Origin of the sequence: Rhodopseudomonas palustris (assembly GCF_007005445.1) — a bacterium.
GTDB classification, from domain to species: Bacteria; Pseudomonadota; Alphaproteobacteria; order Rhizobiales; family Xanthobacteraceae; genus Rhodopseudomonas; species Rhodopseudomonas palustris_G.
Window position 1 is genome coordinate 1,617,661 of record NZ_CP041387.1, and the last position, 24,836, is coordinate 1,642,496.

Consider the following 24,836-nt stretch of genomic DNA (forward strand, 5'->3'; position numbering starts at 1 on the left):
CGGCCGCACAACGAGGGAAGACACCATGAAACCAAGCTCGTTGATCGGCGCGCTGATCGCCTGGCTGTTCGTCGCGGCCGCAGCACCGGCCGCGGCGGCGACGATCACCGTGCACGACATCGCCGGGCGCGACGTGACGCTGGAGGCGCCGGTCAAGCGCATCCTGCTCGGCGAAGGCCGGCAGCTCGTCGCGCTGGCGCTGCTGCATCCGCATCCGGCGTCGCTGCTGGTGGCGTGGTCGGCCGACATGCGGCGGCAGGACGAGCGGCTGTACGATCTTTATCGCGCGAAATTTCCATTGCTCGATCGGGTGCCGTTCGTGAGCCGCGGCAGCCCGGACACGTTCTCGGTCGAGCAGGCGCTGGCCGCAGCGCCGGACGTGGCGATCCTGAGCGGCGGCTACGGCCCGTCGCGGCGCTCGGACGACGTCGTCCACAAGCTGGAGGCGGCCGGCATTCCCGTGGTGTTCATCGACTTCGTCGAAGACCCGCTGACCAACACCGTGCCGAGCATGCGCATCCTCGGCCGCCTGCTCGGCCAGGAGGCGCGCGCCGAACAGTTCATCGCGTTCTATCAGTCGCACATGGACCGCATCACCACGCGGCTGGCGGCGGCCAGGCCGGCGCTGCCGAACGTGCTGATGCACGCGCATGCCGGTCACATGGAGTGCTGCAATTCGCCGGGCCGGGTCACGATCGGCGCATTCATCGACATCGCCGGCGGCCACAACATCGCGGTCGACGTGCTGAAGCAGCCGGCCGGCCGGCCCAGCCTCGACGAGACGATGGCGCGCGGTCAGCTCAGCCTCGAATATGTCATGGCACGCGATCCCGACATCTATGTCGGCACCGGCGGGATGCATCTGCAGGCGCTCGGCGGGCTGGTGCTGGGCCCCGGCGTCGATCCCGCCATCTCGCGCGAAGACCTCGCCAAGGTGGTGAGCAAACCCGGCCTCGACGGCCTGCGCGCGGTGCGCACCGGCCGCGTGCACGGCATCTGGCATCTGTTCAACAACGTGCCCTTCAACTTCCTGGCGGTCGAGGTGATGGCCAAGTGGTTCCACCCCGAGCTGTTCAAGGACGTCGACCCGGACGAAAGCCTGCGTGAGCTTAACAGCCGCTTTCTGCCGGTGCCGCTGGTCGGCACGTTCTGGATCAGTCTCGACCAGAAACCAACGGAGCGCGGCCGATGAGTGATCTCACCGCACCGGCGCAATCGATCGTCGCCGGGCACCTGCGGCGCACGCGCCGCCGCGCCGCCGTCGTGGTGCTGCTGGGGATCGCCGCGATCGCGGCGCTGCAACTCGATTTCGGCACCGGTCCGTCGTCGCTGACGACCGCGGAGCTGCTACGCGGTCTGTTCGATCCATCGAGCCTCGGCCGATCCTCGGCGGTCATTCTCTGGGAAATCCGTCTGCCGCAGGCGCTGATGGCGGCGCTGGTCGGCGCGGCGCTGGCGGTGGCCGGCGCCGAGTTGCAGACCGTGCTGGCCAATCCGCTGGCGAGCCCGTTCACGCTCGGCATGTCGTCGGCCGCGACCTTCGGTGCCGCGCTCGCAATCGTGCTCGGCATCGGCATTCCGGGCGTGCCGCGGATCGGGATCATCTCGACCAATGCGTTCGTGTTCGCGTTCGGGTCGGCGCTGCTGATCCAGGTGCTCGGCCGGCTGCGCGGCACCGACGGCCAGACTCAGGTGCTGTTCGGCATCGCGCTGTTCTTCACCTTCAACGCGCTGGTCGCGATCATGCAGTTCATCGCCACCGAACAGGCGCTGCAGCAATTGGTGTTCTGGACGATGGGGAGCGTCACCCGCGCCAACATGCAGAGCGTTGCGGTGCTCGGCGTGGTGGTTGTGCTGACGTTTCCGTTGGCGATGGCGTCGTCGTGGCAGCTCACCGCGCTGCGGCTGGGGCAGGATCGCGCCTCCAGCTTCGGCGTCAACGTCCGGCGGCTGAAGCTGTTCGCGCTGCTGCGCATCTCCATCCTGACCGGTGCCGCAGTGGCGTTCGTCGGCACCATCGCGTTCATCGGCCTGGTCGGGCCGCATATCGCCCGGCTGCTGGTCGGCGAGGATCATCGCTTCTTTCTTCCCGCCAGCGCCTGCGCCGGCGCGTTGGTGCTGTCGCTGGCGTCGTGTGCCAGCAAGCTGATCATTCCCGGCATCGTGCTGCCGATCGGGCTCGTCACCTCGCTGATCGGCGTGCCGTTCTTCCTGGCGCTGATCCTGATCCGGCGGGGGCGCGAATGACCGGGCCCGAACTGCTGATCAAGGGACTATCCACCGGCTATCCGCGCCGCCCGGTGATCCGCGACCTGACGCTGCCGCCGTTGCCGACCGGCAAGCTGATCGCCTTCGTCGGTCCGAACGCCGCCGGCAAATCCACGCTGCTGATGGCGCTCGCCGGCCTGCTGCCGTCGACCGGAACGATTACGCTCGGCGATCACGAGCTGTCGGGGCTGTCGGCCCGCGAGCGCGCCAAGGTGATGGCGTTCACGCCGCAGACGCTGCCGCAGGGCGTGGCGTTGACGGTGATCGAGTCGCTGATCGTGGCGCTGCGCGCATCGGCGACGGCGGAGCCGCATCTGCCGGGCGGGTCCGCGGCGCATCGCGCCGCCGTGGCGCTGGACCGTCTCGGCATTTCCGACCTCGGGCTCGAGCAGCTCGATCGGTTGTCGGGCGGCCAGCGCCAAATGGTGAGCCTGGCTCAGGCGCTGGTGCGCGACCCGAAGCTGTTGCTGCTCGACGAGCCGACCAGCGCGCTCGATCTGCGCCACCAGATCGTGGTGATGGACACGCTGCGCCGGCTCGCCGGTGAGGGTCATCTGGTGATCGTCGTGCTGCACGATCTCAATCTGGCGGTGCGCTGGGCCGACCACGTCGTCGTGTTCGACCATGGCGGCTGCGCGGCGGCGGGAACGCCGGTCGAGGCGCTGACCGCGGCGACGATCGCGGACGTCTACGGCGTGGTGGCGCGGATCGAGCCGGGCGAGCAGGGCCGCCCTCATATCATTATCGAAGGCGTATCGCCGGCGCATCGCGATGCCGCCCACGTGCGTAACAGGAGTGTGTGATCATGACGCTTATGGCTGAAACAACGATGGCGCCAAAGCGCTTCCGCGACGTCCGGGTGCTCCACGTCGTGCGCAATCGGCTGCTGACTCCGAACATGCGCCGGATCACGCTGGGCGGCGACGAACTCGACAACTACGGCGACGGACCGAACATCAAGCTGCTGGTGCCGCCGCCCGGCGTCACCGAGCCGGAATGGCCGCTGGCCGGCGAGGGCGGCAGGCCGATCTGGCCGGCGCCGGACAAATGCCCGGCGCTCCGTACCTACAGCCTGCGCCGCTACGATCCGGTGGCACGGGAGATCGACGTCGATTTCGTGATGCACGAGCACGGCGTTGCCTCGCGCTGGGCCGCCGGGGCCAGGCCCGGCGATCTGCTCGGCGTCGGCCTGCCTGCGGGGCTCACCGTGGCGCCGGCCAAATGGTATCTGCTCGCCGGCGATCACACCGCGCTGCCGGCGATCGCCCGGATCATGGAGAGCCTGCCGCCGACCGCGCGCGGCCGTGCCTTCATCGAAGTGCCGGGCCCGGCCGATGAGCAGCCGATCGACTGCCGCGCCGACATCGAACTCACCTGGCTGCACCGCAACGGCACCGAGCCCGGCGATTCCAAGCTGATTCAGGACGCAGTGCTGGGCATGGATTGGCCGTCGCCGGAGGACGGCTTCGTCTGGATCGGCTGCGAATCTGCCACCGTGCGCCGGCTACGCGCCCATGCGCGCAAACAGCGCGGGTTCGGCCCGCGTCAGGTGCTGGCGATCGGTTACTGGCGGCGGGGCATGACCGAGCCGGCCTATGCCGACGCCTTCCGCAACGATCGCGACGACGAGTATTTCGCGATGCTGGACGAGCATCACCACCACGATCACGGAGGCGATGGTCATCATCATCACCGCTGATCCTTCTTGCCGATCCTGCGAGGCGGATCATGCTGGCGACTTCTCCGAGAGTGGCAAAAGGCGACATCTTCCTCCCTCGTTCGAGGGAGGAAATCGACTACCGCAAGCCGGAGGTGCCCTGTCGGAGAACCGGCGGTCGAGCTTCGCAGTCCTAGAATAGGCGCTGGCATCGCGCAGGAATGCATTTGCCTGGCGGCTGGCCCGCGACGTTGCCTCCCTGCCAGGGGGAAGGATTTGCTCGGCCAGCCGGCCGATTTGGCACGATTCTCTCGATTCGGCTGTCAGACGATTGCTTCATCCTTATTTTCCGCGAGCCGTTTCGCGTGCTTGCTGCCACTTGTAGATCAGTCGCATCGATTGAGCCGGACTACTCGGCAACACAGAGCAAGACCATGCAGCCTCCCGACCTCGTTCTCGTCTTTGGCTTCGCGATCGGCGCCGCGTTCGGCGTCGCCGGGCTGCTCAGCGGCTTCTGCCTGATGAGCGGCCTGCGCGACTACTGGACCAAGGACGACGGACGCAAGCTGCGCAGCTACGCGGTGGCGCTGGCGGTGGCGATCGCCGGCACCCAGTTGATCGCCGGGCTCGGTGCTGTCGAAATCGGCAAATCGCTGTATCTGCAGCCGTCGTTCTCGGCGCCGCTGATCTTCCTCGGCGGCCTGATGTTCGGCCTCGGCATGGTGCTGGCCAACGGCTGCGCCTCGCGGGCGCTGGTGCTGCTCGGCAAGGGCAATCTCCGCTCGCTGCTGGTGGTCGGCCTGATCGCGGTCGCGGCGCAGATCACGCTGAAGGGCCTGATCGCGCCGGGTCGGCTCGCCTTCCTGCAATGGACCCAGGTGTCGCCGCCGCACGTCTCGGTGCCGTCGCTGCTCGGCGCCGCCGGCCTCGGCGAAGCGGTCGCGCAGATCGCCGCGGTGCTGATCGCGTCCGGTGCGCTGCTCGCGTTCGCGTTTTCCGACCGCTCGTTCCGTCGTGCCCCGGGCCAAATCGCGGCCGGCGTGGTGATCGGCCTGCTGGTCGTCGCCGGCTGGCTCACGACGGGTTACGTCGGCGCCGACGACTTCAATCCGATCCCGGCGACCTCGCTGAGCTTCGTCGCGCCGCTCGCCGATACGCTGCAATACGCGATGTTCTCGACCGGCCTGACGCTCAGCTTCGGCGTCGCGCTCGCGGTCGGCGTGTTCGTCGGCAGCGCCACCACTGCGCTGCTCACCGGCCGCTTCGCGCTCGAGGGCTTTACCTCGGCGCCGCACATGCTGCGCTCGACGCTCGGCGCGGCGCTGATGGGGGCTGGCGGCGCGATGGCCTATGGCTGCTCGGTCGGGCAGGGCCTCACCGGCCTGTCGACGCTGGCGCTGCCGTCGTTCATTGCGGTCGCCGGCATCGTCGGCGGCGCCGCACTCGGCATCCGCCGCTTCGCACCGGTTGCGGCGCTCGCGACGCGGTGAGAGTTAAGGCGGTCATTCCGGGGCGCGCGTGAAACGCGCGAACCCGGAATCTGGAGATTGCTTGACAAGAGATTCCGGGTTCGCGAGCTGCGCTCGCGCCCCGGAATGACGACCGAAGTCATATCATCATCTCACCTGACGGCAACGTGATCACTTGGTCCCGCTGATCCTTTGGTGACAGCGGCGATCGGCGTGGTTAGTTTGCACGTCAAACAACAACCGGGGAGGATCACGATGAAGTCGCTGTTGAAGGCTGCCGTCGCTGTGGCGTTGCTGACGGTCACCGCGGCCCCTGGTTTTGCCGCCGATGCCAAGTCGCACCGGGTCGCGATCCAGGTCGATCAGAACGATCCGGCGGTGATGAACCTGGCGCTGAACAATGCCGCCAACATCATCGAGTACTACAAGGCCAAGAACGAGGACGTTCAGGTCGAGGTCGTCACCTTCGGCCCCGGACTGCACATGCTGCGCACCGACTCATCGCCGGTGAAGGATCGCATCAAGCAGATCAGCGACGCCGCGTTTCCGTCCAGCATCAAATTCGCCGCCTGCGACAACACCCAAAAAGGCATGGAGAAGCACGAGGGCCACGCCGTCAGTCTCATTCCGCAAGCGAGCGCGGTGCCGTCTGGTGCGGTGCGTCTGATGGAGCTGCAGGGCGACGGCTGGGCTTATTTGCGGCCGTAACCGCCGGCTGCGGCCGCCGCTGCAGCCACTCGCGCCAGGTGTCGAACCGGCGGCGCAGCAATTCGCGCGGCGAGCCTTCGACCAGCACCGCGATGCCGATCCGGGCGCCGAGCATCATGCCGAGAATCGCGATCGGCCACGACAGCGCCAGCATCGAGCCGGCGGTGATGCCCTGGCCGATGGTGCAGCCGCCGGTCAGGATGCCGCCGACTCCCATCAACGCCGCGCCGGCGACGTGGCGGCGCATCTCGTGATCGTCGTCGAACGCCTCCCAGCGCAGTTCGTCGGCGCGCCAGGCGGCGAGGAACGAGCCGGCGACCACGCCGAACACCGTGCCGACGCCGAAATCGGCGAAGTTGCCGACGTTCAGCAGCCCGGCATACACCGCCTTGCCGATGGTCGAGACGAAGGTCAGACTCTGTGGATGCACCGGCCCGGCAAACGGATCGGCGAGCCGGGTGGTGGCGAGCCAACCGATCACCGTCAGCACGCCGAGCGTGACTCCGGAGGCGAGCAGGCGCGGCGTTCGCCGCAGCCGCTTGTCGCCGAGCGCGATCAGGCACAGCACGCCGCCGCCGAGCGCGGCGATCAGCGCCCGCAGGTCGATCCCGGTGTAGTATCGGGTCAGCGCGGCGAAGTCGGTACTGACCCCGTCCGGCATCGTCACCGCGAACCGCTCCAGCACCGTGATGCGGACGCCGGAGAACATCCCGCGCAGCGTCGCATAGGCCGCGCCGCCGAGCACCAGGATCACCACGAAGCTGCGCAGATCGCCGGTGCCGAGCCGCACCAGCGAGCCGAAGCCGCAGGTGCCGACGAACGCCATGCCGACGCCGAACAGCACGCTGCCGATCGCGATCGAGGCCAGCGGCAGCGCCGGCGCGGTGTAGTTGGACTGGTCGGGGTCGAGTTGGCCGGCAATCACCAGCGCCTGGGTACCAAGCAGCGCGATGCCGAGCGCCAGGCCGAAAATGCGCAGGCGGCGGGTGTCGCCGCCCATCAGCGCGTCTTCGACCGCGCCGAACGAGCACAGCCGCGCCAGCCGCACGAAGAAACCGGCGGTGACGCCGATGCACAGACCGGCCAGCGCGAGCATCCAGGCGGATGCGTCCTGCATGGGGTTCCCTCGGTTGCGCGCAGGCGTTCGATGCGCGCCTGCGTCCGCTTCTTGTTAGCGTGCCGCGAGGGGCGGCTTACTTCTGGCCGTCCCTCGCGGACGAGCAGAAGATATCATAGATCACCGAGATCACGCGACGGACGTCGTCGTTGGCGAGGCTGTAGTAAATGGTCTTACCGTCCCGCCTTGTATCGACCATGCCGTCGTAGCGCAGCCGGGCGAGCTGCTGCGACACGGCCGACTGTCGCAGCGACAGGATGTTTTCCAGTTCGCTGACCGAGCGTTCGCGTTCGGCGAGCAGACACAGCAGCAGCAGCCGGTTCTCGTGCGACACCGCCTTGAGGAAATTGCTGGCCTTGCGCGCCCGGCGCATCAGCATGTCGAGCTCGGGCGAGTATTCCGCGCCGTCGCGGAGTTCGCTCTCGATATCGGGTTCGAGGATCGAGGTCATGGCGATCAGCTTATCGTTTCAGTTGGCGTTGCGGCATGTCTTCTGCAGTATATGCAGCATATAGCATATCAGGTGTGGCCGCGCCGCGGCGGCGGCGTCACTTTGGCGGCCAGCGCACCGAGCAGGCCCCAGAACGCATCGTCGTTGATGTAGCCGGTGATGCGGCCGACCTCGCGGCCCTGGTCGATCACCACGAAGGTCGGCGTGAACCGCACCGGGCTCGACATTCCGAGGCCTGGATCCTTGGCATGGTCGATATTGATGCGGCGCAGCGGCAGCAGCTTGGCCTCCTCGGTCTTGGGATAGATCGGGCCGACGTCGCGGTCCCAGCGCGCGCACCAGACGCAGCCGTCGCGTTCGAACATCACCAGTTCGGCCGCGTGCGACGCCGCAGCCATGAGCTGCACCGCACCAAACAGAATCGCGCCGATGAGAGTCGATTTCAGCATCTTCCGGCTCATGATGTGATACATATAGACGAATTCGCATGTTTGTTCCAGGGGCGGAAACGCGGTGGTTTCGAATATCTCGATGGTCGGCGCCTTCGGGGCAGGGGTGCTGTCGTTCCTGTCGCCCTGTGTGCTGCCGCTGGTGCCGCCTTATCTGTGCTTTCTGGCCGGCGTCAGCCTGGACCAGCTCACCCGCGGCGGCGACCAGCCGGCCAAGGCGATCGATTGGCGGGTGGTGGCGTCGTCGGCCGCCTTCGTGCTCGGCTTTTCCACCGTGTTCGTCGCGCTCGGCGCGTCGGCGTCGGCGATCGGCAAGGCGGTGACCGATCATTTCGACACGCTCGGCATTGTCGCCGGCGCGATCATCATCGTGCTCGGACTGCACTTTCTCGGTGTGTTCCGGATCGGCCTGCTGTATCGCGAGGCCCGGTTTCACAACGTCCGCCGCGGCGTCGGCTTTGTCGGCGCCTATGTGGTCGGGCTGGCGTTCGCATTCGGCTGGACGCCGTGCGTCGGCCCGGTGCTGGCGACGATCCTGCTGGTCGCCGGGGTCGAGGGCTCGGCGGCGCACGGCGCGGTGCTGCTCGGCGCCTATTCGCTCGGGATCGGACTGCCGTTCCTGCTGGCGTCGCTGTTTTCCGGCGCGTTCATCCGGCTGATGGCGCGGCTGCGGGCGCAGATGGCGACGGTCGAGAAGGTGATGGGTGGGGCGCTGGTGCTGACCGGCGTATTGTTTCTCACCGGCGCGATGCCGAGAATCTCAGGATGGTTGCTGCAGACCTTTCCCGCGATCGGCGAGATCGGCTGACGGCGCCCGGCAACAGGGAGGACAGGTGATGACGACGACGGGAGTCTCGCGCCGCGGCGCTATCGCGCTCGGCCTTGGTTCGCTCGGCGCGCTGTCGCTGCGCACCGCGCCGGCGGCCGCAGCAGTGCCGGTGCTCGGCGACGATGGGCTGTATCAACTTGACTGGTATTTGCAGAGCTTTCTCGACGTGAAGGAAGATCTCGAAGCCGCCACCGCCAGGGGCAAGCGCTTCGCGATTCTATGGGGCCTCAAGGGCTGCCCGGCGTGCAAGAAGCTGCACGAGGTGCAGATGCGCGATCCGGAGATCGAGAGCTACATCCGTGACAATTTCGAGGTGCTGCACCTCAACCACATCGGCGCCCGCGACATCACCGATGTCGACGGCAACAAGCTGAGCGAGAAGGCGTTTGCGCAGGCCTACGGCATCCGCTTCACCCCGACGCTGCAGTTCTTCCCGGAGAGCTCCGCCGGCCTCGCCGCCAGGAAGCCGCAGGACCGCGAAGTCGCCCGGATGCCCGGCCTGCTCGAGCCGCCGGAATTCCTGGCGATGTTCAAATACGTTCGGGACAAGGGCTATCAGTCGATGCCGTTCACTGACTGGCTGAAGCGGCCGGTGTAGGACGCGCTTACTATCAACGTCATTCCGGGGGCGCGACGCGCGGGCTAGGGAGCCCTGTTCCACCCCGTCATTCCGGGGCGCTCGCGCGTAGCGAGCGAACCCGGCGACTGTCTCATGTGTCAAGGGTCTTACCTTGATATGGCGTGTCGGCTTTGACGAGTGCGTTGGCTGTGACGAGCAGTTTTCGGGCGATTGCGATGAGCGCGACCTTTCCGGGTTTTCCTTGCAGGCGAAGGGTGTTGTAGTCGTCGCGGAGCTTGGGGTGGTGGCGGGCGGCGACCAGGGCGGCCATGTAGAGGGCGGCGCGAACGCAAGGACGTCCGCCGGCGATGGCGGCGCGAGGCGGCGCTGCGCCGGATTGGCTGACGTGCGGCGCGAGCCCTGCGAGGCTGGCGATGGCCTTGCGATCGCGCTGGCCGAGTTCGGGTAGGTCGGTGATGAGGAGCGTGGCCACCCGTTCGCCGATGCCGGGGATCGATTTGAGGATGTGAAGGACGCGGCGGAGTTCGGCGTCGTCGCCGATGCGCCTGGCGAGTTCGGCCTCGATGGCTTGGCACTGCGCCGACAACGCGGCGATCGCGGCCCGATGACTATCGAGCAGGAGCGTGCCACGGACCTGCTTCATCCGGGTCTTCTCCATCGCGATCATCTCGGTGAGCTGGCGGCGTCGGAGCGACAACGCTTTCAGCTCGAGTTGGGTGTCGGTGGGCAGGGGGCGCAGGGTCTCGGGCATAGTCAGAGCGAAGCGCGCAATCAGCCGCGCGTCCAGCCTGTCGGTCTTGGCGCGACCGCCTTCGGCCTCGCGGAACGCCTTGATCCGGCGCGGATTGACGATACCGACTTCGAAGCCGGCGACCGAAAGCGCTTTGACAAGCGGTTCGGCATAGGGACCGATCGCCTCCAGAACCACCCGCCTGACGCCGGAGCGTTCGAGGCGGGCGATGATCTCGGCGATGCCCTCGGCCAGATTAGGCATTCGGAAGGTCTGGCCCGACGGAGCCAGCGCGACATCGAGAAAACGTTGGCCGGCATCGACGCCGGCCGCAACCGCAAGCGGCACTGCAATCGTCATGGGCATCGGTCCTGTATGCGGGCGATCACCGCAACGGCAATGCCCGTGCGACTGTTCGATCAAGCAACACCGACAGAGGCGCCCGCACCGGGTTACGGCGAGATGATCGGCCGGGAATCTACCGAGCGGCCTCCGTCGTGCTGACTATGCACCAGCACCTCGCAGATACAGGAATCTGATGCAGGCACGGCTTGGAAGCCACCGCGCACACTAACCTCTGGATTCCGGGTTCGCGCTGCGCGCGCCCCGGAATGACGCGGTGTAGCGTCAGAAATCCAGCCGGTCCTTGATCGCCTCGATGCCGGCCTTGGCGCAGGCCTCGTCGGCTTCGCCGCCGGGGGCGCCGGAGACGCCGATGCCGGCGACCAGCGAGCCGGCGGCTTCGATGATCAGGCCGCCGCCGAGCACGACGACGCCGGGCAGGTCGCGCAGGCCGGATTGCGGCATACCGGGCTTGGTCATGTTGGCCAGTTCGCCGGTGGCGGTCTTGAACGACACCGCGGTCCACGCCTTGCCGGCCGCGGTGCTGGGCGTGTGCGCGCCGGCGAAGCGGTCGCGCAGCATCGCCTGCGGCAGGCCGCTGCGGTCGACCACCGCGACCGCAATCTGGAAGCCCTGCTTGCGGCATTCGCCGAGCGCCGCCTTGGCGGCGTCGAGCGCCAGCTCCGGGCTGAGCGACTTGGTGGTCACCAGCGCGTCGTCGGCGCGGGCGAGGGTGGCGAGCGATAAGCCGGCGATCAGTGCGATCGCCGGGAGCATGTATCTGGTCATCGGATCGAGCCCTTACTGTCGGCTATTCCTTGTTCACCGGAGATTCCGGATCGAACAGGAACGCCATCACGTCCTTGATCTGCTGTTCGGTGAGGAAACCGTTGGTGCCGAACCGCGGCATGTTCGAGCACGGCACCACCGCCTGCGAGTTGTAGATCTTGGTGTAGGCCTGCTTGATCTCGGCTTCTGTGTAGTTGCGGTCCTTGCCGTAGTGAGTGAGGCTCGGGCCGAGCGTGCCGAACGACACTTCGGATTTGGCCATCTGGTGGCAGGCGTAGCAATTGCCGCCATGCACCGTTTCCGGCTTGTCGGAGAACTGGCCGCCCTGGCCGTTGTTGGCGATCTTGGCGCCGGCCTTCCAGTCGCCGAGGAACTTGCCGTCGGCCGGATACACCACCCTGGTGATCTCGCGCTTCATGATGGCGTCGCCGACATCGTGCGGCACGTCGTTGCGATATTTGTTGCAGGCCTGCATCGTCTCGTCGGGGACGATGCGTTGCTGCCAGTCTGCCGGCGCCTTGCCGAAGGTCGCCTTGATGTAGGCGTCGACGGTGTCGGTCGAGACCGTCGATGCGGCCGCCGCGGTCTTGGCGGGGGCCGGTGCGGCCGCCGGCTTCGCAGCCTTGTCCGCCGCCTTGCTCATCGGGCCGGCTGGTTTGGTGGGGAGCGCCTGATCGGCGGCCCGGCTGAGACCCGGCGCCGTGCAGCACAGCGCGCCGCCGAGGGCGAGCGCCAGCATCGAAACATGCAACTTCATCATGGCTTCGCCCCCTCAGCGCTTGATCGACGGCACGGCGAGGTCGCCGCCCGCCGCGATCTTGTTGAGATACAGCGTCAGGGCAGTGATGCCGTCGGAGCCGTAGTCGGGCGCCGGCCAGCGCTGCTGGCGATAGCAGTCCCAGATCCGGTGCTGGAAAGTGCGCAGCGCGCTCTGCGACACGCGGTAAGTCGGCCAGCTCGCCATCGTCACTTGCGCGTCCTTTCCGGTCCCGGCGAGGTAGGGAAGCCCCTGCAGGCGGATGCGCTTGCCTTCGGCGCCGTGGCAGGTCGAGCACGAGAAATCCATCACGCCGCCGCGCCGGTGAAACAGCTCCTCGCCGACCGCGGCCATTTCCTGTTCTTTAGGATGGCTGAGTTGCGGCTGGATCTTCATGCCGCTGGATTTGTTGGCGATGAACGCCACCAGGTCTTCCATGTCGGAGATCTTGCCGGGCCCGGAGAAGCGGCGCGTCACCACGTCCTTGGTGTCGAGCCCCTGAATGTTCTGCATGCACCAAAGCAGGCGCTGCTCGAGATCCATCACCCGGTCGGCGTCCCTGAAGTAGCGCGGAAGTTGCGCGAACGCGCCTTCCAGCTTGCCGGCACCGAGGCCGAGATCGCAGCTTTCCAACGAGACATTGTTGGTGCCGCGCTTCTCCGCCCAGAGCTGTTCACCGCGGTCGACCGCGAGGAAGCCGGGATTCGACATCGGATCGGAGATCATCTCGCGGTAGCGCTCGATCTCCTTCTCGCTGGCGTCCTGCGCCTTGGCGACGATCGGTATTGTGCAGAGCACAATTCCGATCACCGCTGATACAGCGGTGATGGGTCTCATGGTTCCTCCCTCCGATGACCGTCTTGTGAGTTGCGGTCGGTGATACCTCGGCGCGGGCCCGGCATCTTTACATTCAAGAAAAACAATATAATGATGTTTGCGGATCATGACCGATCGCGCTTGCAATCGTCAAGCGTTACTATGGCAAGGGAAGCGAAAGACTCCCTGATGGAGGAAGTCCAATGGTGTTCATGAAGACCGAGACGAGTCGTCGCGAGGCGTTGGCGCTGGCGGGGATCGCCGGCCTTGCCGCACTGCTCGCGCCGCGGATGTCGTTCGCCGACGCGGCGATGGTCGATGCCGAGATCAAGAAACTGTACGGCGACAAGAAGTTCGACAGCGGCAAGATCAAGCTCGACGTGCCGGAGATCGCCGAGAACGGCCTGGTGGTGCCGATCACCGTCGACGTCGAAAGCCCGATGACCGATGCGGACTACGTCAAGGCGGTACACGTGTTCGCCGACGGCAATCCGCAGCCCGGCATCGTCAGCTACAAGTTCACTCCGGCTTGCGGCAAAGCCTCGGCCTCGACCCGGATGCGGCTGGCGCAGACCCAGAACATCATCTGCATCGCGGAGATGTCGGACGGCAAGCTGTACTCGACCAAGTCGAGCGTGAAGGTCACCATCGGCGGCTGCGGCGGCTAGTCCGGCAACGGCAACAAAACCAGGCGAGGAAATTCCAATGTCCGTCAAACCGACCCCGCGCGTCCGCGTTCCGACCCAGGCCAAGCCGGGCGAACTGATCGAAATCAAGACGCTGATTTCGCACGAAATGGAATCCGGTCAGCGCAAGGACGCGTCCGGCAAGATCGTGCCGCGCAAGATCATCAACACCTTTACGGCCCAGTTCAACGGCAAGATGGTGTTCGAGGCCGAGTGGAATCCGGCGATCTCCGCCAATCCGTATCAGTCGTTCTTCTACAAGGCGTCGGAGAGCGGCGAGTTCGCCTTCCTGTGGAAGGACGATGACGGCTCGATGTACGAATCCAAGCACAAGCTGACCGTCGCCTGATCGCGACCAAGGTCACGACCTAACTATCCGTCGCAGACCACCGGGAGCCGGATCGGCTCCCGGAACGCGGAGCTGCGCCCGAACCAACAGCCGCGCATCATCGCGGCGGTGCCCAACGCGGCGCGAAGCAAGGGATGAAACGATGATCTCGAGGCGGGAATTCCTGCAGGCGACGGCCGCCGCATCGGCGCTGACGGTCGCCGGCGGCCTGGGGCCGATCGGGCGGGTGGCGGCACAGCAGCGGCTGACCCAGAGCGACATCCTGAAATTCGATCCGCTCGGCACGGTGACGCTGCTGCACATCACCGATACCCACGCCCAGCTCGTGCCGCTGCATTTCCGCGAGCCCTCGGTCAATCTCGGCGTCGGCGAGGTCAAGGGCAAGCCGCCGCATCTCACCGACGCGGAATTCCGCAACTACTTCCACATCGCCACCGGCTCGCCGGACGCATTCGCGCTGACCGCCGACGATTTCACCGCGCTCGCCCGCAACTACGGCAAGATGGGCGGCTTCGACCGGATCGCGACCCTGGTCAAGGCAGTGCGCGCCGAGCGCGGAGACGACAAGGTGCTGCTGCTCGACGGCGGCGACGCGCTGCAGGGAAGCTGGAGCTCGCTGAAGAGCAACGGCCAGGACATGGTCGACGCGCTCGCCGCGCTCGAGATCGACGCGATGACCGGGCACTGGGAGTTCACCTACGGCGCCGACCGCGTCAAGGAGATCGCCGAGAAGGCGCCGTTCGCGTTCCTGGCGCAGAACGTCCGCGATGTCGAATGGCAGGAGCCGGTGTTCGAGGCGCGCAAGACCTTCGAGCGCGGCGGCGTCAAGATCGCGGTGATCGGCCAGGCGTTGCCGCGCACCGCCGTCGCCAATCCGCGCTGGATGTTTCCGAACTGGGAGTTCGGCATCCGCGAGGAGGACATCCAGAAGCAGGTCGACGATGCCCGCGCCGAGGGCGCTGCGGTCGTGGTGCTGCTGTCGCACAACGGCTTCGACGTCGACCGCAAGCTCGCCGGGCGGGTGAAGGGCATCGACGTCATCCTCACCGGTCACACCCATGACGCGATGCCCGGCGTGGTCAAGGTCGGCGACACCGTGCTGGTGGCGTCGGGCTCTCACGGCAAATTCGTGTCGCGGCTCGACATCAAGGTCGAGGGCGGCAAGGTCGCCGACATCCGCTTCAAGCTGATGCCGGTGTTCGCGGATGCGATCGCGCCGGACCCGGAGATGGCCAAACTGGTCGAGAAGCTGCGCGCGCCTTACGCCAAGGATCTCGCGCGCGTCGTCGGCAAGACCGACTCGCTGCTGTATCGCCGCGGCAATTTCAACGGCACCTTCGACGATCTGATCTGCGACGCGATGCTGAAGCAGCGCGACACCGAGATCGCGCTGTCGCCCGGCTTCCGCTGGGGCGGCACGCTGCTGCCGGAAGAGAGCATCACCTGGGAGGCGATCACCAACGCCACCGCGATCACCTATCCGAACTGCTACCGCACCGAGATGACCGGCGAGCAGCTCAAGAACGTGCTCGAGGACATCGCCGACAATATCTTCCATCCCGACCCTTATTATCAGGGCGGCGGCGACATGGTGCGCACCGGCGGCATGGGCTACGCGATCGACGTCTCCAAGGAGATGGGCTCGCGCATCTCCAACATGACGCATCTGGCGACCGGCAAACCGATCGAGGCGTCGAAGAAGTACACGGTGTCGGGCTGGGCCAGCGTCAACCAGGGTACCGAAGGGCCGCCGATCTGGGAGGTGCTGGAGAAGCACGTCGCGGGCGCCGGCGCGGTGAAGATCGAACCCAACAGCGCGGTCAAGGTCTCCGGCGCGTAACCCGCGCCGCGACGGCACGCAGCCGTGCTCCACATATTCACGTATCCCGATAGAAGAGAGGCAAGCGGCATGAGTGAGAAGCCCAAATCCGACGTCCTCGATCGCCGGCGGTTTCTCGGCGCGGCCGGACTTGGTGCGGCCGGCCTCGCCGGTGCCGGGGCGATGCTGCCGTCGCTCTCGGCCACGGCCGGTCCGGCGCCGAAGCCGGATCCGGCGATCACCGAGATTCAGGACTGGAACCGCTATCTCGGCGACGGCGTCGACAGGCGGCCCTACGGGGTGCCGTCGAAATTCGAAAAGGACGTGATCCGCCGCGACGTGTCGTGGCTCACCGCTTCGCCGGAATCCTCGGTGAACTTTACGCCGCTGCATGCGCTCGACGGCATCATCACCCCGTCCGGCGTGTGCTTCGAGCGGCATCACGGCGGCATCGCCGAGATCGATCCGGCGCAGCACCGGCTGATGATCCACGGCCTGGTCGACACCCCGCTGGTGTTCACCATGGACGACATCAAGCGGATGCCGCGCATCAACAAGATCTACTTTCTGGAGTGCGCGGCGAACTCCGGTATGGAATGGCGCGGCGCGCAGCTCAACGGCTGCCAGTTCACCCACGGCATGATCCACAACGTGATGTACACCGGCGTCACGCTGAAGACGCTGCTGGAGCAGGCCGGCGTCAAGTCCAATGCCAAATGGCTGCTGCTCGAAGGCGCCGACAGCGCCGGGATGGATCGGTCGCTGCCGCTGGAGAAGGCGCTCGACGACGTGATGATCGCCTATGCGATGAACGGCGAGGCGCTGCGCCCGGAGAACGGCTATCCGCTGCGCGCGGTGATCCCCGGCTGGCAGGGCAATCTCTGGGTGAAATGGCTGCGCCGCATCGAGGTCGGCGACATGCCGTGGCAGACCCGCGAGGAGACGTCGAAGTACACCGACCTGATGCCAGATGGCCGCGCGCGCAAGTACACCTTCGTGATGGACGCCAAGAGCGTGATCACCTCGCCGTCGCCGCAGGCGCCGCTGAAGTTCAAGGGCCGCAATGTGCTGACCGGCATCGCCTGGTCGGGCCGCGGCACCGTCAAGCGTGTCGACGTGTCGATGGACGGCGGCCGCAACTGGTACGAGGCACGGATCGACGGCCCGGTGCTGAACAAGTCGATCGTGCGGTTCTACGTCGATTTCGACTGGAACGGCGAGGAGCTGATGCTGCAATCGCGCGCGATCGACGAGACCGGTTATGTGCAGCCGACCAAGGCGGAGCTGCGCAAGATCCGCGGCGTCAACTCCGTGTACCACAACAACGGCATCCAGACCTGGCTCGTGCATCCCGACGGAGTGACGGAAAATGTCGAAATCGCTTAAGGCTGTCGCTGGCCTCGCCGTCGTCGCCGCGATGGTGCTGCCGCTGGCGCAGGCCGGCGCCGAACACAAGCCGGGGCACAAGGCCAAGGACATCGTGAAGGAAGCGAAGGCTTCGGCGCAGGCTGCCGTGCCGGCCGCGCCGCCAGCGCCGGTGAAGCTCGGTCTGGGCCGTCCGGCGCTGCCGGAGGAAATCGCCGCCTGGGACATCGACGTGCGGCCCGACGGGCAGGGGCTGCCGCCGGGCCGCGGCACCGCCCGCGAAGGCGATGCGCTGTTCCAGGAGAAGTGCTCGACCTGCCATGGTGAGTTCGGCGAAGGCGTCGGCCGCTATCCGGTGCTGTCCGGCGGCCACGGCACGCTGAAGGCGGATCGTCCCGACAAGACCATCGGCTCGTACTGGCCCGATGCCACCACGTTGTACGACTACGTCCGCCACGCGATGCCGTTCGGCAACGCCCGCTCGCTCAGTAACGACGAGATCTACGCGCTGACGGCGTATCTGCTCAACATGAACGACGTCATCAAGGATCAGGATTTCGAGCTGAACCAGGACAATCTCGCCAAGGTGAAGATGCCGAATGCCGACGGCTTCTACGAAGACGACCGCGATGTCGCGGAGAAGTCGTTCTGGAAGAAGAGCCCGTGCATGAAGGACTGTGGTCCGGCGCCGAAGGTGATCGGCCGCGCCATTGCGATCGACGTCACGCCCGACGAGAAGGCTGGACCGAAGGTGGACTGATACGAGATGGCGTGCGCCGCAATTTCTGCGCGGCGCACGCCAAGTAATTGCACCGGCGCTGCGCTGGTTGATTAGTTCGATTGCGCCAGATCAATGTCGATCGGTGCGTGCGGAACGACAATTCGCCGTTCCGCGGCCGCTATGGAAGATCGAGGACGAACCGACGACGGGTTGCAGTCGAGCGCGCCGCAATGACGAGGAACGCCTCTTTTGGATCTCGACCTGCTCATCGAGCGTTTCGGCGAAACCACGCTGCTGACCGCGGGCGGTCTGCTGGTGGGGCTGGTGTTCGGCGCCGCCGCCGAACGCAGCCGGTTCTGCCTGCGCTCGGCGGTGATCGAGTTCTCCGAAAGCTCGTTCGGTCCCAAGCTCGCGGTCTGGCTGCTGACGTTTTCCGCCGCGGTCGCCGCCACTCAGGTCGCGATCACCTCCGGCGTGCTGGATGTGTCCGAAGCACGCCAGCTCGCCGCCACCGGCAGCTTGTCGGGCGCGATCATCGGCGGGCTGATGTTCGGCGCCGGCATGATCCTGTCGCGCGGCTGTGCCAGCCGTCTACTGGTGCTGTCCGGCACGGGGAATTTGCGCGCGCTGGTCACCGGGCTGATCCTCACGATCGTGGCGCAGGCGTCGCTGCGCGGCGTGCTGTCGCCGGCGCGCGAATTCCTCACGTCGCTGTGGACGCTGCCGGGCGGCGCGTCGCGCAACCTGCTCACCGTGGTCCACGCCGGCCCGGTGATCGGCGCCGGCTTCGGCGTGGCGGTGCTGCTGTGGGCGGTGTGGCTCGGCTGGCGCAACCGGATCGGCATCGTCACCGGCATCGCGGCGATCGGCGTCGGCCTCGCGGTCACCGGAGGTTGGCTGGTCACCTACATCCTGGCTCAGCATTCGTTCGAGCCGACCCAGATCAAGAGCGTCAGCTTCACCGGACCGTCCGCCGACACGCTGATGGGGCTGATCAACTCGCCCTCGGTGCCGCTCGGCTTCGACATCGGGCTGGTGCCGGGCGTGTTCGCCGGCTCGCTGCTGGCGGCGCTGATCGGCCGCGATTGGAAGTTGCAAGGATTTCACGACGGGCTCAGCATGGGGCGTTACGCATCGGGTGCGTTTCTGATGGGATTTGGCGGCATGCTCGCGGGCGGCTGCGCGGTCGGCGCCGGCGTCACCGGCGGCTCGATCTTCGCGGTGACCGCCTGGCTGGCGCTGGCGTCGATGTGGCTCGGCGCGCTGGCGACGCACATGCTGCTCGACGCCAAAGCGGAAATTGAAGTGAAGGCGGAATCGGCGATCGAGCCGGCTCTTTCGGCGAAACAGACCGGCAACTAAGCCGGCACGCCAACACGACTTTGTCTCGGGAGGATGACGATGGCCGTGCCCGGCCGATATTTCGATCGTTCGGATTGCGCCCGCTGGCCGGCGCTGCAGATCGGCGTCGCGCTGCGCTCGTTGCTGAGCGTGGTGGCGATGCTGCTTGGCTGTGCGTTCGCAGGTCCAGCGCAGGCCGGCGGCGACCGCGAGCTTGGCGAGTATCTGTCGAGCGAATGCGTCACCTGCCATCAGATCAGCGGACGGTTCGACGGCATCCCTTCGATCGTCGGCCGCGACGAGCCCGAGCTGGTCGCCGCGCTCACCGAATATCGCGACAAGGTTCGCGACAATCCGGTGATGCGGGCGATCGCCGCAAAGTTCAATGACGAAGAGATCGCGGCGCTCGCGAGCTATTTCGGCAGCATCGAAAAACAACAAATCGAGCGCACCGCAGACCGGAGTGGAGACATCCGGTAGTCGACGACACACAACATGTTTTGGAGGGGACGAGATGAGGATCAATCGGCGCCAGTTCTCGGCTGGCTTTTTGGCGGCGGCCGGCGTGGTCGCAATGCCCGGCGTGCTGCGCGCACAGGCCAAGCCGCGCGTGGTGGTGATCGGCGGCGGGCCGGGCGGCGCCACCGTGGCGAAATACGTCGCGCGGGACTCGCAAGGAGCGGTCGAGGTCACGATGATCGAGCCGCTGGAGACCTTCGTCACCTGCTTCCACTCCAATCTGTATCTCGGCGACATGCGCTCGTTCGAGTCGATCAGCCATGGCTACAAACTCGGTGGTTACGGCGTGAAGCACGTCCGCCAGTTCGCGGCGGCGATCGATCGCGACAAGAAGGAGGTCAAGCTCGCCGACGGCTCCACCGTGCCGTACGACCGGCTGGTGATGGCGCCCGGCATCGACATCAAGTTCGACTCGGTGCCCGGCTATTCGGAAGAAGCCGCCGAGATCATGCCGCACGGCTGGAAGCCCGGCGCGCAGACCAAGCTGGTCAAGAAGCAGCTCGACGCGTTGCAGGATGGCGCGACCATCGTGATGGTGGCGCCGCCGAACCCGTATCGCTGCCCGCCGGGCCCGTATGAGCGCGTCTCGGTGATGGCCAAGGTGCTGAAGGCCAAGGGCCACAGCAAGTCCAAGATCATCGTGCTCGATCCCAAGGACAAGTTCTCCAAGATGGCGCTGTTCCAGGAAGGTTGGCAGAAGCACTATCCCGGCATGGTCGAGTGGATGGACCCGAAGATGCACGGCGGCATCAAGGGGGTCGATCCCAAGGCGATGACCGTCACCACCGATTTCGAGACCATCAAGGCCGACATGGTCAACGTCATCCCGGCGCAGATGGCCGGCAAGATCGCGCGCGAGGCCGGCCTGGTGAACGAATCCGGCTATTGCCCGATCGACGCCACCAACATGAAGTCGTCGATCGATGCCAACATCTACGTGCTCGGCGATGCCTCGATTGCCGGCGCGATGCCGAAATCGGCTTTCGCGGCCAACAGCCAGGCCAAGGTGGTGGCCAATGCGGTGCGCGGCGAACTGACCGGATCGCGCACCTTCCCGGCGCGTTATGCCAACACCTGCTGGTCGGTGGTGGCGCAGGACGATACGGTGAAGATCGGCGGTCGCTACGAGCCGAAGGACGGCAAGATCGCCGAGATCGAAGGGTTCGTGTCGAAGACCGGCGAAGACGCCGGCATTCGGTTGCAGACCTCGGAAGAGAACATGGGATGGTATGCCGGCATCACCGCCGATATTTTCTCCTGACGTCACTGCGGGCCGGCGCCTTGGTGCGTCGGCCTGCGCTTGAATCTGCGGAGCGACGACGTGTCCAAGCCGAACCTGATCAGCCGCCGCGGTGTGATTCGCGTCGCCGCGGCGGCAACGGCGATGTTCGCCTGTCCGGTGATTGCCAAGGCCAAGCCGCGCGTAGTTGTGGTCGGCGGCGGAGCCGGCGGTGCGACGGCGGCGAAATATCTGCGCCACGGCAGCGATGCGATCGACGTGACGCTGATCGAGGCCAACCGCCGCTACGTCACGCCGTTCACCTCGAATCTCTACCTCGGCGGGTTGAAGCCGTTCGAGACTCTGTCGTTCGGCTACGAGGGCGTCGCCGCGCACGGCGTCGGCCTGGTGTTCGATCAGGTCTCGGCGATCGATCGCGACAAGAAAGAAGTGCGGACCACAGGCGGCGCACGGTTCGGCTATGATCGGCTGGTGCTGTCGCCGGGCATCGATTTCCGCTGGGACGCGGTCCCCGGCTATTCCGAGGCGGCCGCCGAACGGATGCCGCACGGCTATCGCGGCGGCCCGCAGTTCGAACTTCTGAAGCGCCAGCTCGATGCGCTCGGCGACGGCGCGCTGATCGTGATCGTCGCTCCGCCCAATCCGTATCGCTGCCCGCCGGCGCCGTACGAACGCGCCTCGATGATCGCGCATGCGTTGAAGAGCCGCGGCGTCAGGAACGCCCGCATCGTGATCCTCGACGCCAAGGATCACTTCGCGATGCAGACCTTGTTCATCGACGGCTGGGAGCGGCACTATCCCGGCATGATCGAGTGGCAGGATCCGACCATCCACGGCGGCATCAAGGCGGTCGATCCGAAGGCGATGACCGTCGCCACCGATTTCGAAACCCACAAGGCGGCGCTGGTCAACGTCATCCCGCCGCAGATCGCCGGCAGGCTCGGCCGCGACGCCGGTCTCGCCGACGACAGCGGGTTCTGCCCGGTCGATGCCGGCACCATGGGGTCGCTGATCGATCGGTCGATCCACGTCATCGGCGATTCCGCCACCGGCGGCGAGTTTCCGAAATCCGGCTTTGCCGCCAACAACGAAGGCAAGATCGCCGCGATGATCATCCGCGCCGATCTGGTCGGCGACCGCCGGATGCCGGTGCGTTTCACCAACCACTGCTGGAGCGAACTTGCGCCCGACGACGCGATCAAGAACGGCGCCCGCTACACACCGCAGGACGGCAAGATCGTGATGTCGGACCCCTATACTTCGCAGCTCGACGAGGGCCCGCAGCTCCGCGCCAAGCAGGCGCGGGAGGCGGCCGGCTGGTACGTCGGCATGACCACGGACATTTTCGGCTGATCAAGAACAAGGCGGGTGGACAGATCCGGCAGGGGGGCCGGACGTCATTCAGAAATCGATTGGCGTCCGCATCATTGGTGACGTCACTCGCGCGGCGCCGCGGATCGTCAGGACCGTCAATGTTCAGTCGGAAGGGGCATCATAGGTCTGCGGACAATGGAGTCTCCGCCGGTCGCAGCCTTGCTGTCGGCGGCGGCGCCGTCGAGGGGAAGCACGATCTCGAAGACCGAGCCACCCGTTTTCGATGTTCTGTATCGGGCGTGTCCGCCATGCGCCTCGGCGATCGCCCGGACCACCGACAGTCCGAGGCCGGAGCCGCCGAATTGCCGAGACCGGGAGGGTTCGGCGCGCGCGAATGGATCGAAGGCTTGTGCGGCGAACTCCGCGCTCAGGCCGGGCCCTTCGTCTTCGACCGCGATGACGACGTCCGTGTTCTCCAGATTCATCCGGATTTCGATGACCCCCGGCGTCGCGTAGCGGCGCGCGTTTTCCAGTAGCGCGAGCAACGCCTGTCGGATCCGCGCGCCGTCGCATGGCAGCGTCACCGGCTGGGTCGTCATCCGAACAGTGAAGCCGGCTCCGTCGAGGGCAGGGCGCATCGCTTCGACCGCCTGCGCCACCTCGTTGGCGAGATCCGTCGCCTCGACACGCATGTCGAGGCGCTGGCTGTCCGACAGGGTCACGACCCGCAGATCGTCGACGAGACGCGACAGGTTTTCGACCTGAGCCAGCAGGCTCCTGAACAGCTCGTCGCTGGGGTCGAAGACGCCGTCGGTGAGGCCTTGCAGGCGGCCGCGCAGAATTGTCAGCGGTGTGCGCAGTTCATGCGCGATCGCGGCGTTCCACGAGGCCATCGACTCCGCGACGTCCTGCAGACGCTGGGCCATCACATTGAAATCATCGACCAGTTGCGCGGTTTCGCCGAGCGAGCGATCGCCCGCCACCGCACGCGCGGTGAGGTCGCCGGCTGCGATCCTGCGCGCGCCTTCGGCCAGCGAATTCAGCGGCGCGAGGATGCGCCGCGTCAGCCGCAGCGCGGCGTGGATCGCGATGGCGAGGCCTAGCAGCAGGAAGATCGCGATCAGGACGAAGTCGGATGCTTCCGGCAGCAGCGGCGGCGGGCCGGGCGGCGGCGGAAACCAGATCAGATAGACGGTGTAGAAGATGAACGTGCCGACGAACACCATCAGCACCGCGATGGCGGCGACGATGCTCATCGACAGCGTGATCTGCCCGCTGAGGCGAGACCGTTTCATGCGGCCGTCAGTCGGTAGCCGACGCCGCGCACCACCGACATCATCCCGGTTGCGCCCGCCTCGTCGAGCTTGCGGCGCAGATTGCTGACATGGCTGTCGACCGTCCGCTCCAAAGCATCGCCGCCGGGAAGGCAGGCGTGGATCAGTTCGTTGCGGGCGAAAGCCCGGGTCGGCGCCTTTGCCATGTGGGCCAGCAGCCGGAATTCGGTCAGAGTCAATTGCAGCGGCAACGAGACGTCGTCGCCGTGCACCTTCGCAAGGTGACTCTCGAGGTCGACTTCGAGCTGACCGATGCGGAGAATCGTTCGACTGGTCGCGTGACCCGACCGTCGCAGAACCGCCTTGGTGCGGGCAACGACTTCGAGCGGGTTGAACGGCTTGACGACGTAGTCGTCCGCGCCGAGACGCAATCCTTGCAGACGATCGAGATCCTGGTCGAGCGCCGTGATCATGATGATCGGCGTCTCGCCCCTGCGACGCAACTCGGCGAGGACGTCCCAGCCGTCGATTTTCGGCATCTTCACATCCAGAAGCACCAGATCCGGCTTCAGGATCGCATGCTGATCGAGCGCCGTCTGCCCGTCGGCCGCATTCACCGTGCGGAATCCCTCGCGCACCAGATAGGCGTCGAGAATCTTGGCGATTTCCGGCTCGTCTTCAGCAATCAGGATGAGTTCGTTCATAGTCGATCGTCCAACAGGGGCGGGGCGATCGGGACGGCTTGCCCGATCGGCCCGGCTTGGGGCACGCCCGGTTCAGTGGTCCCATGACCAGTCGTAGGCGGGCGGAGCGTCGTCATCGGACGGGTCGTGGTCATGGCGCCAGTCGTGATCGTCACTCCAGTCGTAGGCGCGGTAGCCATCATAGCGGTACGGCCACGATGAAAACCGATAGCCGAGGCGGCGATCGGGACGACAGGTGCCCCAGGACGTGACATGCCATCCTCGGCCGCATTGCCAGTCGGCTTGGATCACATCCGGCGACGCGTGCAGCGCATGGCCGAGCGGCATCGCCACCGCACCGCCGCCCCACAGCGACAGCGTGCCCATCAGTACCGCGGCTTTCAACAGCAACTTTTTCATCGGCTCACAGAGCTCCCTGACAACGTCGCGATCGGCGACCCGTCTGTTGTTAGCGAAGATCGCGGCCAAAATCCTGCCGACGGCGAGCGTGCTCCGGTGGCCTGGAATATCTCGTAACATATTGAAAATATTTTAAAATTCGT

27 protein-coding genes are annotated in these 24,836 nt (G+C 66.3%); 17 read left to right on the forward strand and 10 right to left on the reverse strand.

From position 1 onward, the window contains the following. The first annotated feature begins 25 nt into the window (after positions 1–25). The 6 genes from FLL57_RS07355 (at position 26) to FLL57_RS07380 (ending at position 6,102) form a co-directional block, all read left to right on the forward strand. Positions 26–1,192: an ABC transporter substrate-binding protein gene (locus tag FLL57_RS07355; RefSeq protein ID WP_047307502.1), complete on the forward strand. Its 1,167-nt coding sequence runs from the start codon at positions 26–28 to the stop codon at positions 1,190–1,192. Next, entirely contained in the window at positions 1,189–2,247 is a 1,059-nt protein-coding gene (locus FLL57_RS07360) for a FecCD family ABC transporter permease (RefSeq protein WP_047307503.1), read from the forward strand. The genes FLL57_RS07355 and FLL57_RS07360 overlap by 4 nt, the downstream gene beginning before the upstream one ends. Continuing rightward, positions 2,244–3,071 carry an ABC transporter ATP-binding protein gene (locus tag FLL57_RS07365; RefSeq protein WP_142882540.1) on the forward strand — a complete coding sequence of 276 codons (828 nt, stop codon included), beginning with the start codon at positions 2,244–2,246 and terminating at the stop codon, positions 3,069–3,071. Before FLL57_RS07360 ends, FLL57_RS07365 begins: the two co-directional genes overlap by 4 nt. Before the next feature lie 2 nt (positions 3,072–3,073). Beyond that, the gene (locus tag FLL57_RS07370; RefSeq protein ID WP_142882541.1) at positions 3,074–3,967 is read left to right on the forward strand and encodes a siderophore-interacting protein; all 894 of its coding nucleotides are present in this window, start codon (positions 3,074–3,076) and stop codon (positions 3,965–3,967) included. A gap of 392 nt (positions 3,968–4,359) precedes the next feature. Further along, a complete protein-coding gene (locus FLL57_RS07375; RefSeq protein WP_142882542.1) occupies positions 4,360–5,415 on the forward strand; it encodes a YeeE/YedE family protein in 1,056 nt (351 codons plus the stop codon). Positions 5,416–5,649: 234 nt separating this feature from the next. Continuing rightward, positions 5,650–6,102, forward strand: coding sequence for a DsrE family protein (locus FLL57_RS07380; protein ID WP_142882543.1), 453 nt, complete (start codon positions 5,650–5,652; stop codon positions 6,100–6,102). Here FLL57_RS07380 and FLL57_RS07385 read toward each other — a convergent pair. The 3 genes from FLL57_RS07385 to FLL57_RS07395 all read right to left on the reverse strand — a co-directional run bounded on the left by FLL57_RS07385 (position 6,017) and on the right by FLL57_RS07395 (position 8,143). Further along, positions 6,017–7,219 (reverse strand): YeeE/YedE family protein, encoded by a 1,203-nt coding sequence (locus FLL57_RS07385; RefSeq protein WP_142882544.1) that lies wholly within the window; start codon positions 7,217–7,219, stop codon positions 6,017–6,019. The genes FLL57_RS07380 and FLL57_RS07385 overlap by 86 nt on opposite strands. Positions 7,220–7,295: 76 nt before the next feature. Beyond that, positions 7,296–7,670, reverse strand: a complete 375-nt coding sequence (locus tag FLL57_RS07390) for an ArsR/SmtB family transcription factor (protein ID WP_013502848.1) — start codon at positions 7,668–7,670, stop codon at positions 7,296–7,298. 68 nt (positions 7,671–7,738) lie between these two features. Further along, entirely contained in the window at positions 7,739–8,143 is a 405-nt protein-coding gene (locus FLL57_RS07395; protein WP_142882545.1) for a thioredoxin fold domain-containing protein, read from the reverse strand. A gap of 40 nt (positions 8,144–8,183) precedes the next feature. Here FLL57_RS07395 and FLL57_RS07400 point away from each other — a divergent pair, with 40 nt between their 5' ends. Further along, positions 8,184–8,927, forward strand: coding sequence for a cytochrome c biogenesis CcdA family protein (locus FLL57_RS07400; protein WP_047308428.1), 744 nt, complete (start codon positions 8,184–8,186; stop codon positions 8,925–8,927). A 28-nt stretch (positions 8,928–8,955) separates the two neighbouring features. After that, complete coding sequence (locus FLL57_RS07405; RefSeq protein WP_142882546.1) at positions 8,956–9,546, forward strand: SoxW family protein; 591 nt, start codon at positions 8,956–8,958, stop codon at positions 9,544–9,546. A gap of 112 nt (positions 9,547–9,658) precedes the next feature. Here FLL57_RS07405 and FLL57_RS07410 read toward each other — a convergent pair whose 3' ends face one another. The 4 genes from FLL57_RS07410 to soxA all read right to left on the reverse strand — a co-directional run bounded on the left by FLL57_RS07410 (position 9,659) and on the right by soxA (position 12,983). Beyond that, positions 9,659–10,618 carry an IS110 family transposase gene (locus FLL57_RS07410; protein WP_047308043.1) on the reverse strand — a complete coding sequence of 320 codons (960 nt, stop codon included), beginning with the start codon at positions 10,616–10,618 and terminating at the stop codon, positions 9,659–9,661. 267 nt (positions 10,619–10,885) lie between these two features. Further along, complete coding sequence (locus FLL57_RS07415) at positions 10,886–11,389, reverse strand: GlcG/HbpS family heme-binding protein (protein ID WP_185966199.1); 504 nt, start codon at positions 11,387–11,389, stop codon at positions 10,886–10,888. 22 nt (positions 11,390–11,411) lie between these two features. Continuing rightward, positions 11,412–12,149: a sulfur oxidation c-type cytochrome SoxX gene (gene soxX, locus FLL57_RS07420; RefSeq protein WP_142882547.1), complete on the reverse strand. Its 738-nt coding sequence runs from the start codon at positions 12,147–12,149 to the stop codon at positions 11,412–11,414. Between the two features lie 12 nt (positions 12,150–12,161). Continuing rightward, positions 12,162–12,983, reverse strand: coding sequence for a sulfur oxidation c-type cytochrome SoxA (soxA, locus tag FLL57_RS07425; RefSeq protein WP_142882548.1), 822 nt, complete (start codon positions 12,981–12,983; stop codon positions 12,162–12,164). A gap of 182 nt (positions 12,984–13,165) precedes the next feature. Between soxA and soxY the strand changes: the two genes are divergently transcribed. From soxY to FLL57_RS07470, 9 genes are all read left to right on the forward strand, one after another. Beyond that, positions 13,166–13,630, forward strand: coding sequence for a thiosulfate oxidation carrier protein SoxY (gene soxY, locus FLL57_RS07430; RefSeq protein ID WP_013502841.1), 465 nt, complete (start codon positions 13,166–13,168; stop codon positions 13,628–13,630). Positions 13,631–13,667: 37 nt separating this feature from the next. After that, positions 13,668–13,997, forward strand: a complete 330-nt coding sequence (soxZ, locus tag FLL57_RS07435) for a thiosulfate oxidation carrier complex protein SoxZ (protein WP_142882549.1) — start codon at positions 13,668–13,670, stop codon at positions 13,995–13,997. A gap of 142 nt (positions 13,998–14,139) precedes the next feature. Beyond that, complete coding sequence (gene soxB, locus FLL57_RS07440) at positions 14,140–15,837, forward strand: thiosulfohydrolase SoxB (protein ID WP_142882550.1); 1,698 nt, start codon at positions 14,140–14,142, stop codon at positions 15,835–15,837. A 69-nt stretch (positions 15,838–15,906) separates the two neighbouring features. Next, complete coding sequence (gene soxC / locus FLL57_RS07445; protein ID WP_047308424.1) at positions 15,907–17,202, forward strand: sulfite dehydrogenase; 1,296 nt, start codon at positions 15,907–15,909, stop codon at positions 17,200–17,202. Then, positions 17,186–17,941 carry a c-type cytochrome gene (locus FLL57_RS07450; RefSeq protein ID WP_013502837.1) on the forward strand — a complete coding sequence of 252 codons (756 nt, stop codon included), beginning with the start codon at positions 17,186–17,188 and terminating at the stop codon, positions 17,939–17,941. Before soxC ends, FLL57_RS07450 begins: the two co-directional genes overlap by 17 nt. A 210-nt stretch (positions 17,942–18,151) precedes the next feature. Next, positions 18,152–19,264 (forward strand): YeeE/YedE family protein, encoded by a 1,113-nt coding sequence (locus tag FLL57_RS07455; RefSeq protein ID WP_013502836.1) that lies wholly within the window; start codon positions 18,152–18,154, stop codon positions 19,262–19,264. 39 nt (positions 19,265–19,303) lie between these two features. Beyond that, a complete protein-coding gene (locus FLL57_RS07460; RefSeq protein ID WP_142882551.1) occupies positions 19,304–19,723 on the forward strand; it encodes a c-type cytochrome in 420 nt (139 codons plus the stop codon). Positions 19,724–19,757: 34 nt separating this feature from the next. Beyond that, the gene (locus FLL57_RS07465) at positions 19,758–21,023 is read left to right on the forward strand and encodes an NAD(P)/FAD-dependent oxidoreductase (protein ID WP_047308423.1); all 1,266 of its coding nucleotides are present in this window, start codon (positions 19,758–19,760) and stop codon (positions 21,021–21,023) included. Positions 21,024–21,062: 39 nt separating this feature from the next. Beyond that, a complete protein-coding gene (locus FLL57_RS07470) occupies positions 21,063–22,355 on the forward strand; it encodes an NAD(P)/FAD-dependent oxidoreductase (RefSeq protein ID WP_142882552.1) in 1,293 nt (430 codons plus the stop codon). A gap of 116 nt (positions 22,356–22,471) precedes the next feature. Here the strand turns inward: FLL57_RS07470 and FLL57_RS07475 are convergent, their stop codons facing one another. The 3 genes from FLL57_RS07475 to FLL57_RS07485 all read right to left on the reverse strand — a co-directional run bounded on the left by FLL57_RS07475 (position 22,472) and on the right by FLL57_RS07485 (position 24,693). Then, entirely contained in the window at positions 22,472–23,572 is a 1,101-nt protein-coding gene (locus FLL57_RS07475; RefSeq protein ID WP_433962612.1) for an ATP-binding protein, read from the reverse strand. 35 nt (positions 23,573–23,607) lie between these two features. Next, complete coding sequence (locus FLL57_RS07480; RefSeq protein ID WP_142882554.1) at positions 23,608–24,294, reverse strand: response regulator; 687 nt, start codon at positions 24,292–24,294, stop codon at positions 23,608–23,610. A gap of 72 nt (positions 24,295–24,366) precedes the next feature. Then, positions 24,367–24,693 (reverse strand): GCG_CRPN prefix-to-repeats domain-containing protein, encoded by a 327-nt coding sequence (locus FLL57_RS07485; RefSeq protein ID WP_013502830.1) that lies wholly within the window; start codon positions 24,691–24,693, stop codon positions 24,367–24,369. Positions 24,694–24,836: the final 143 nt, after the last annotated feature.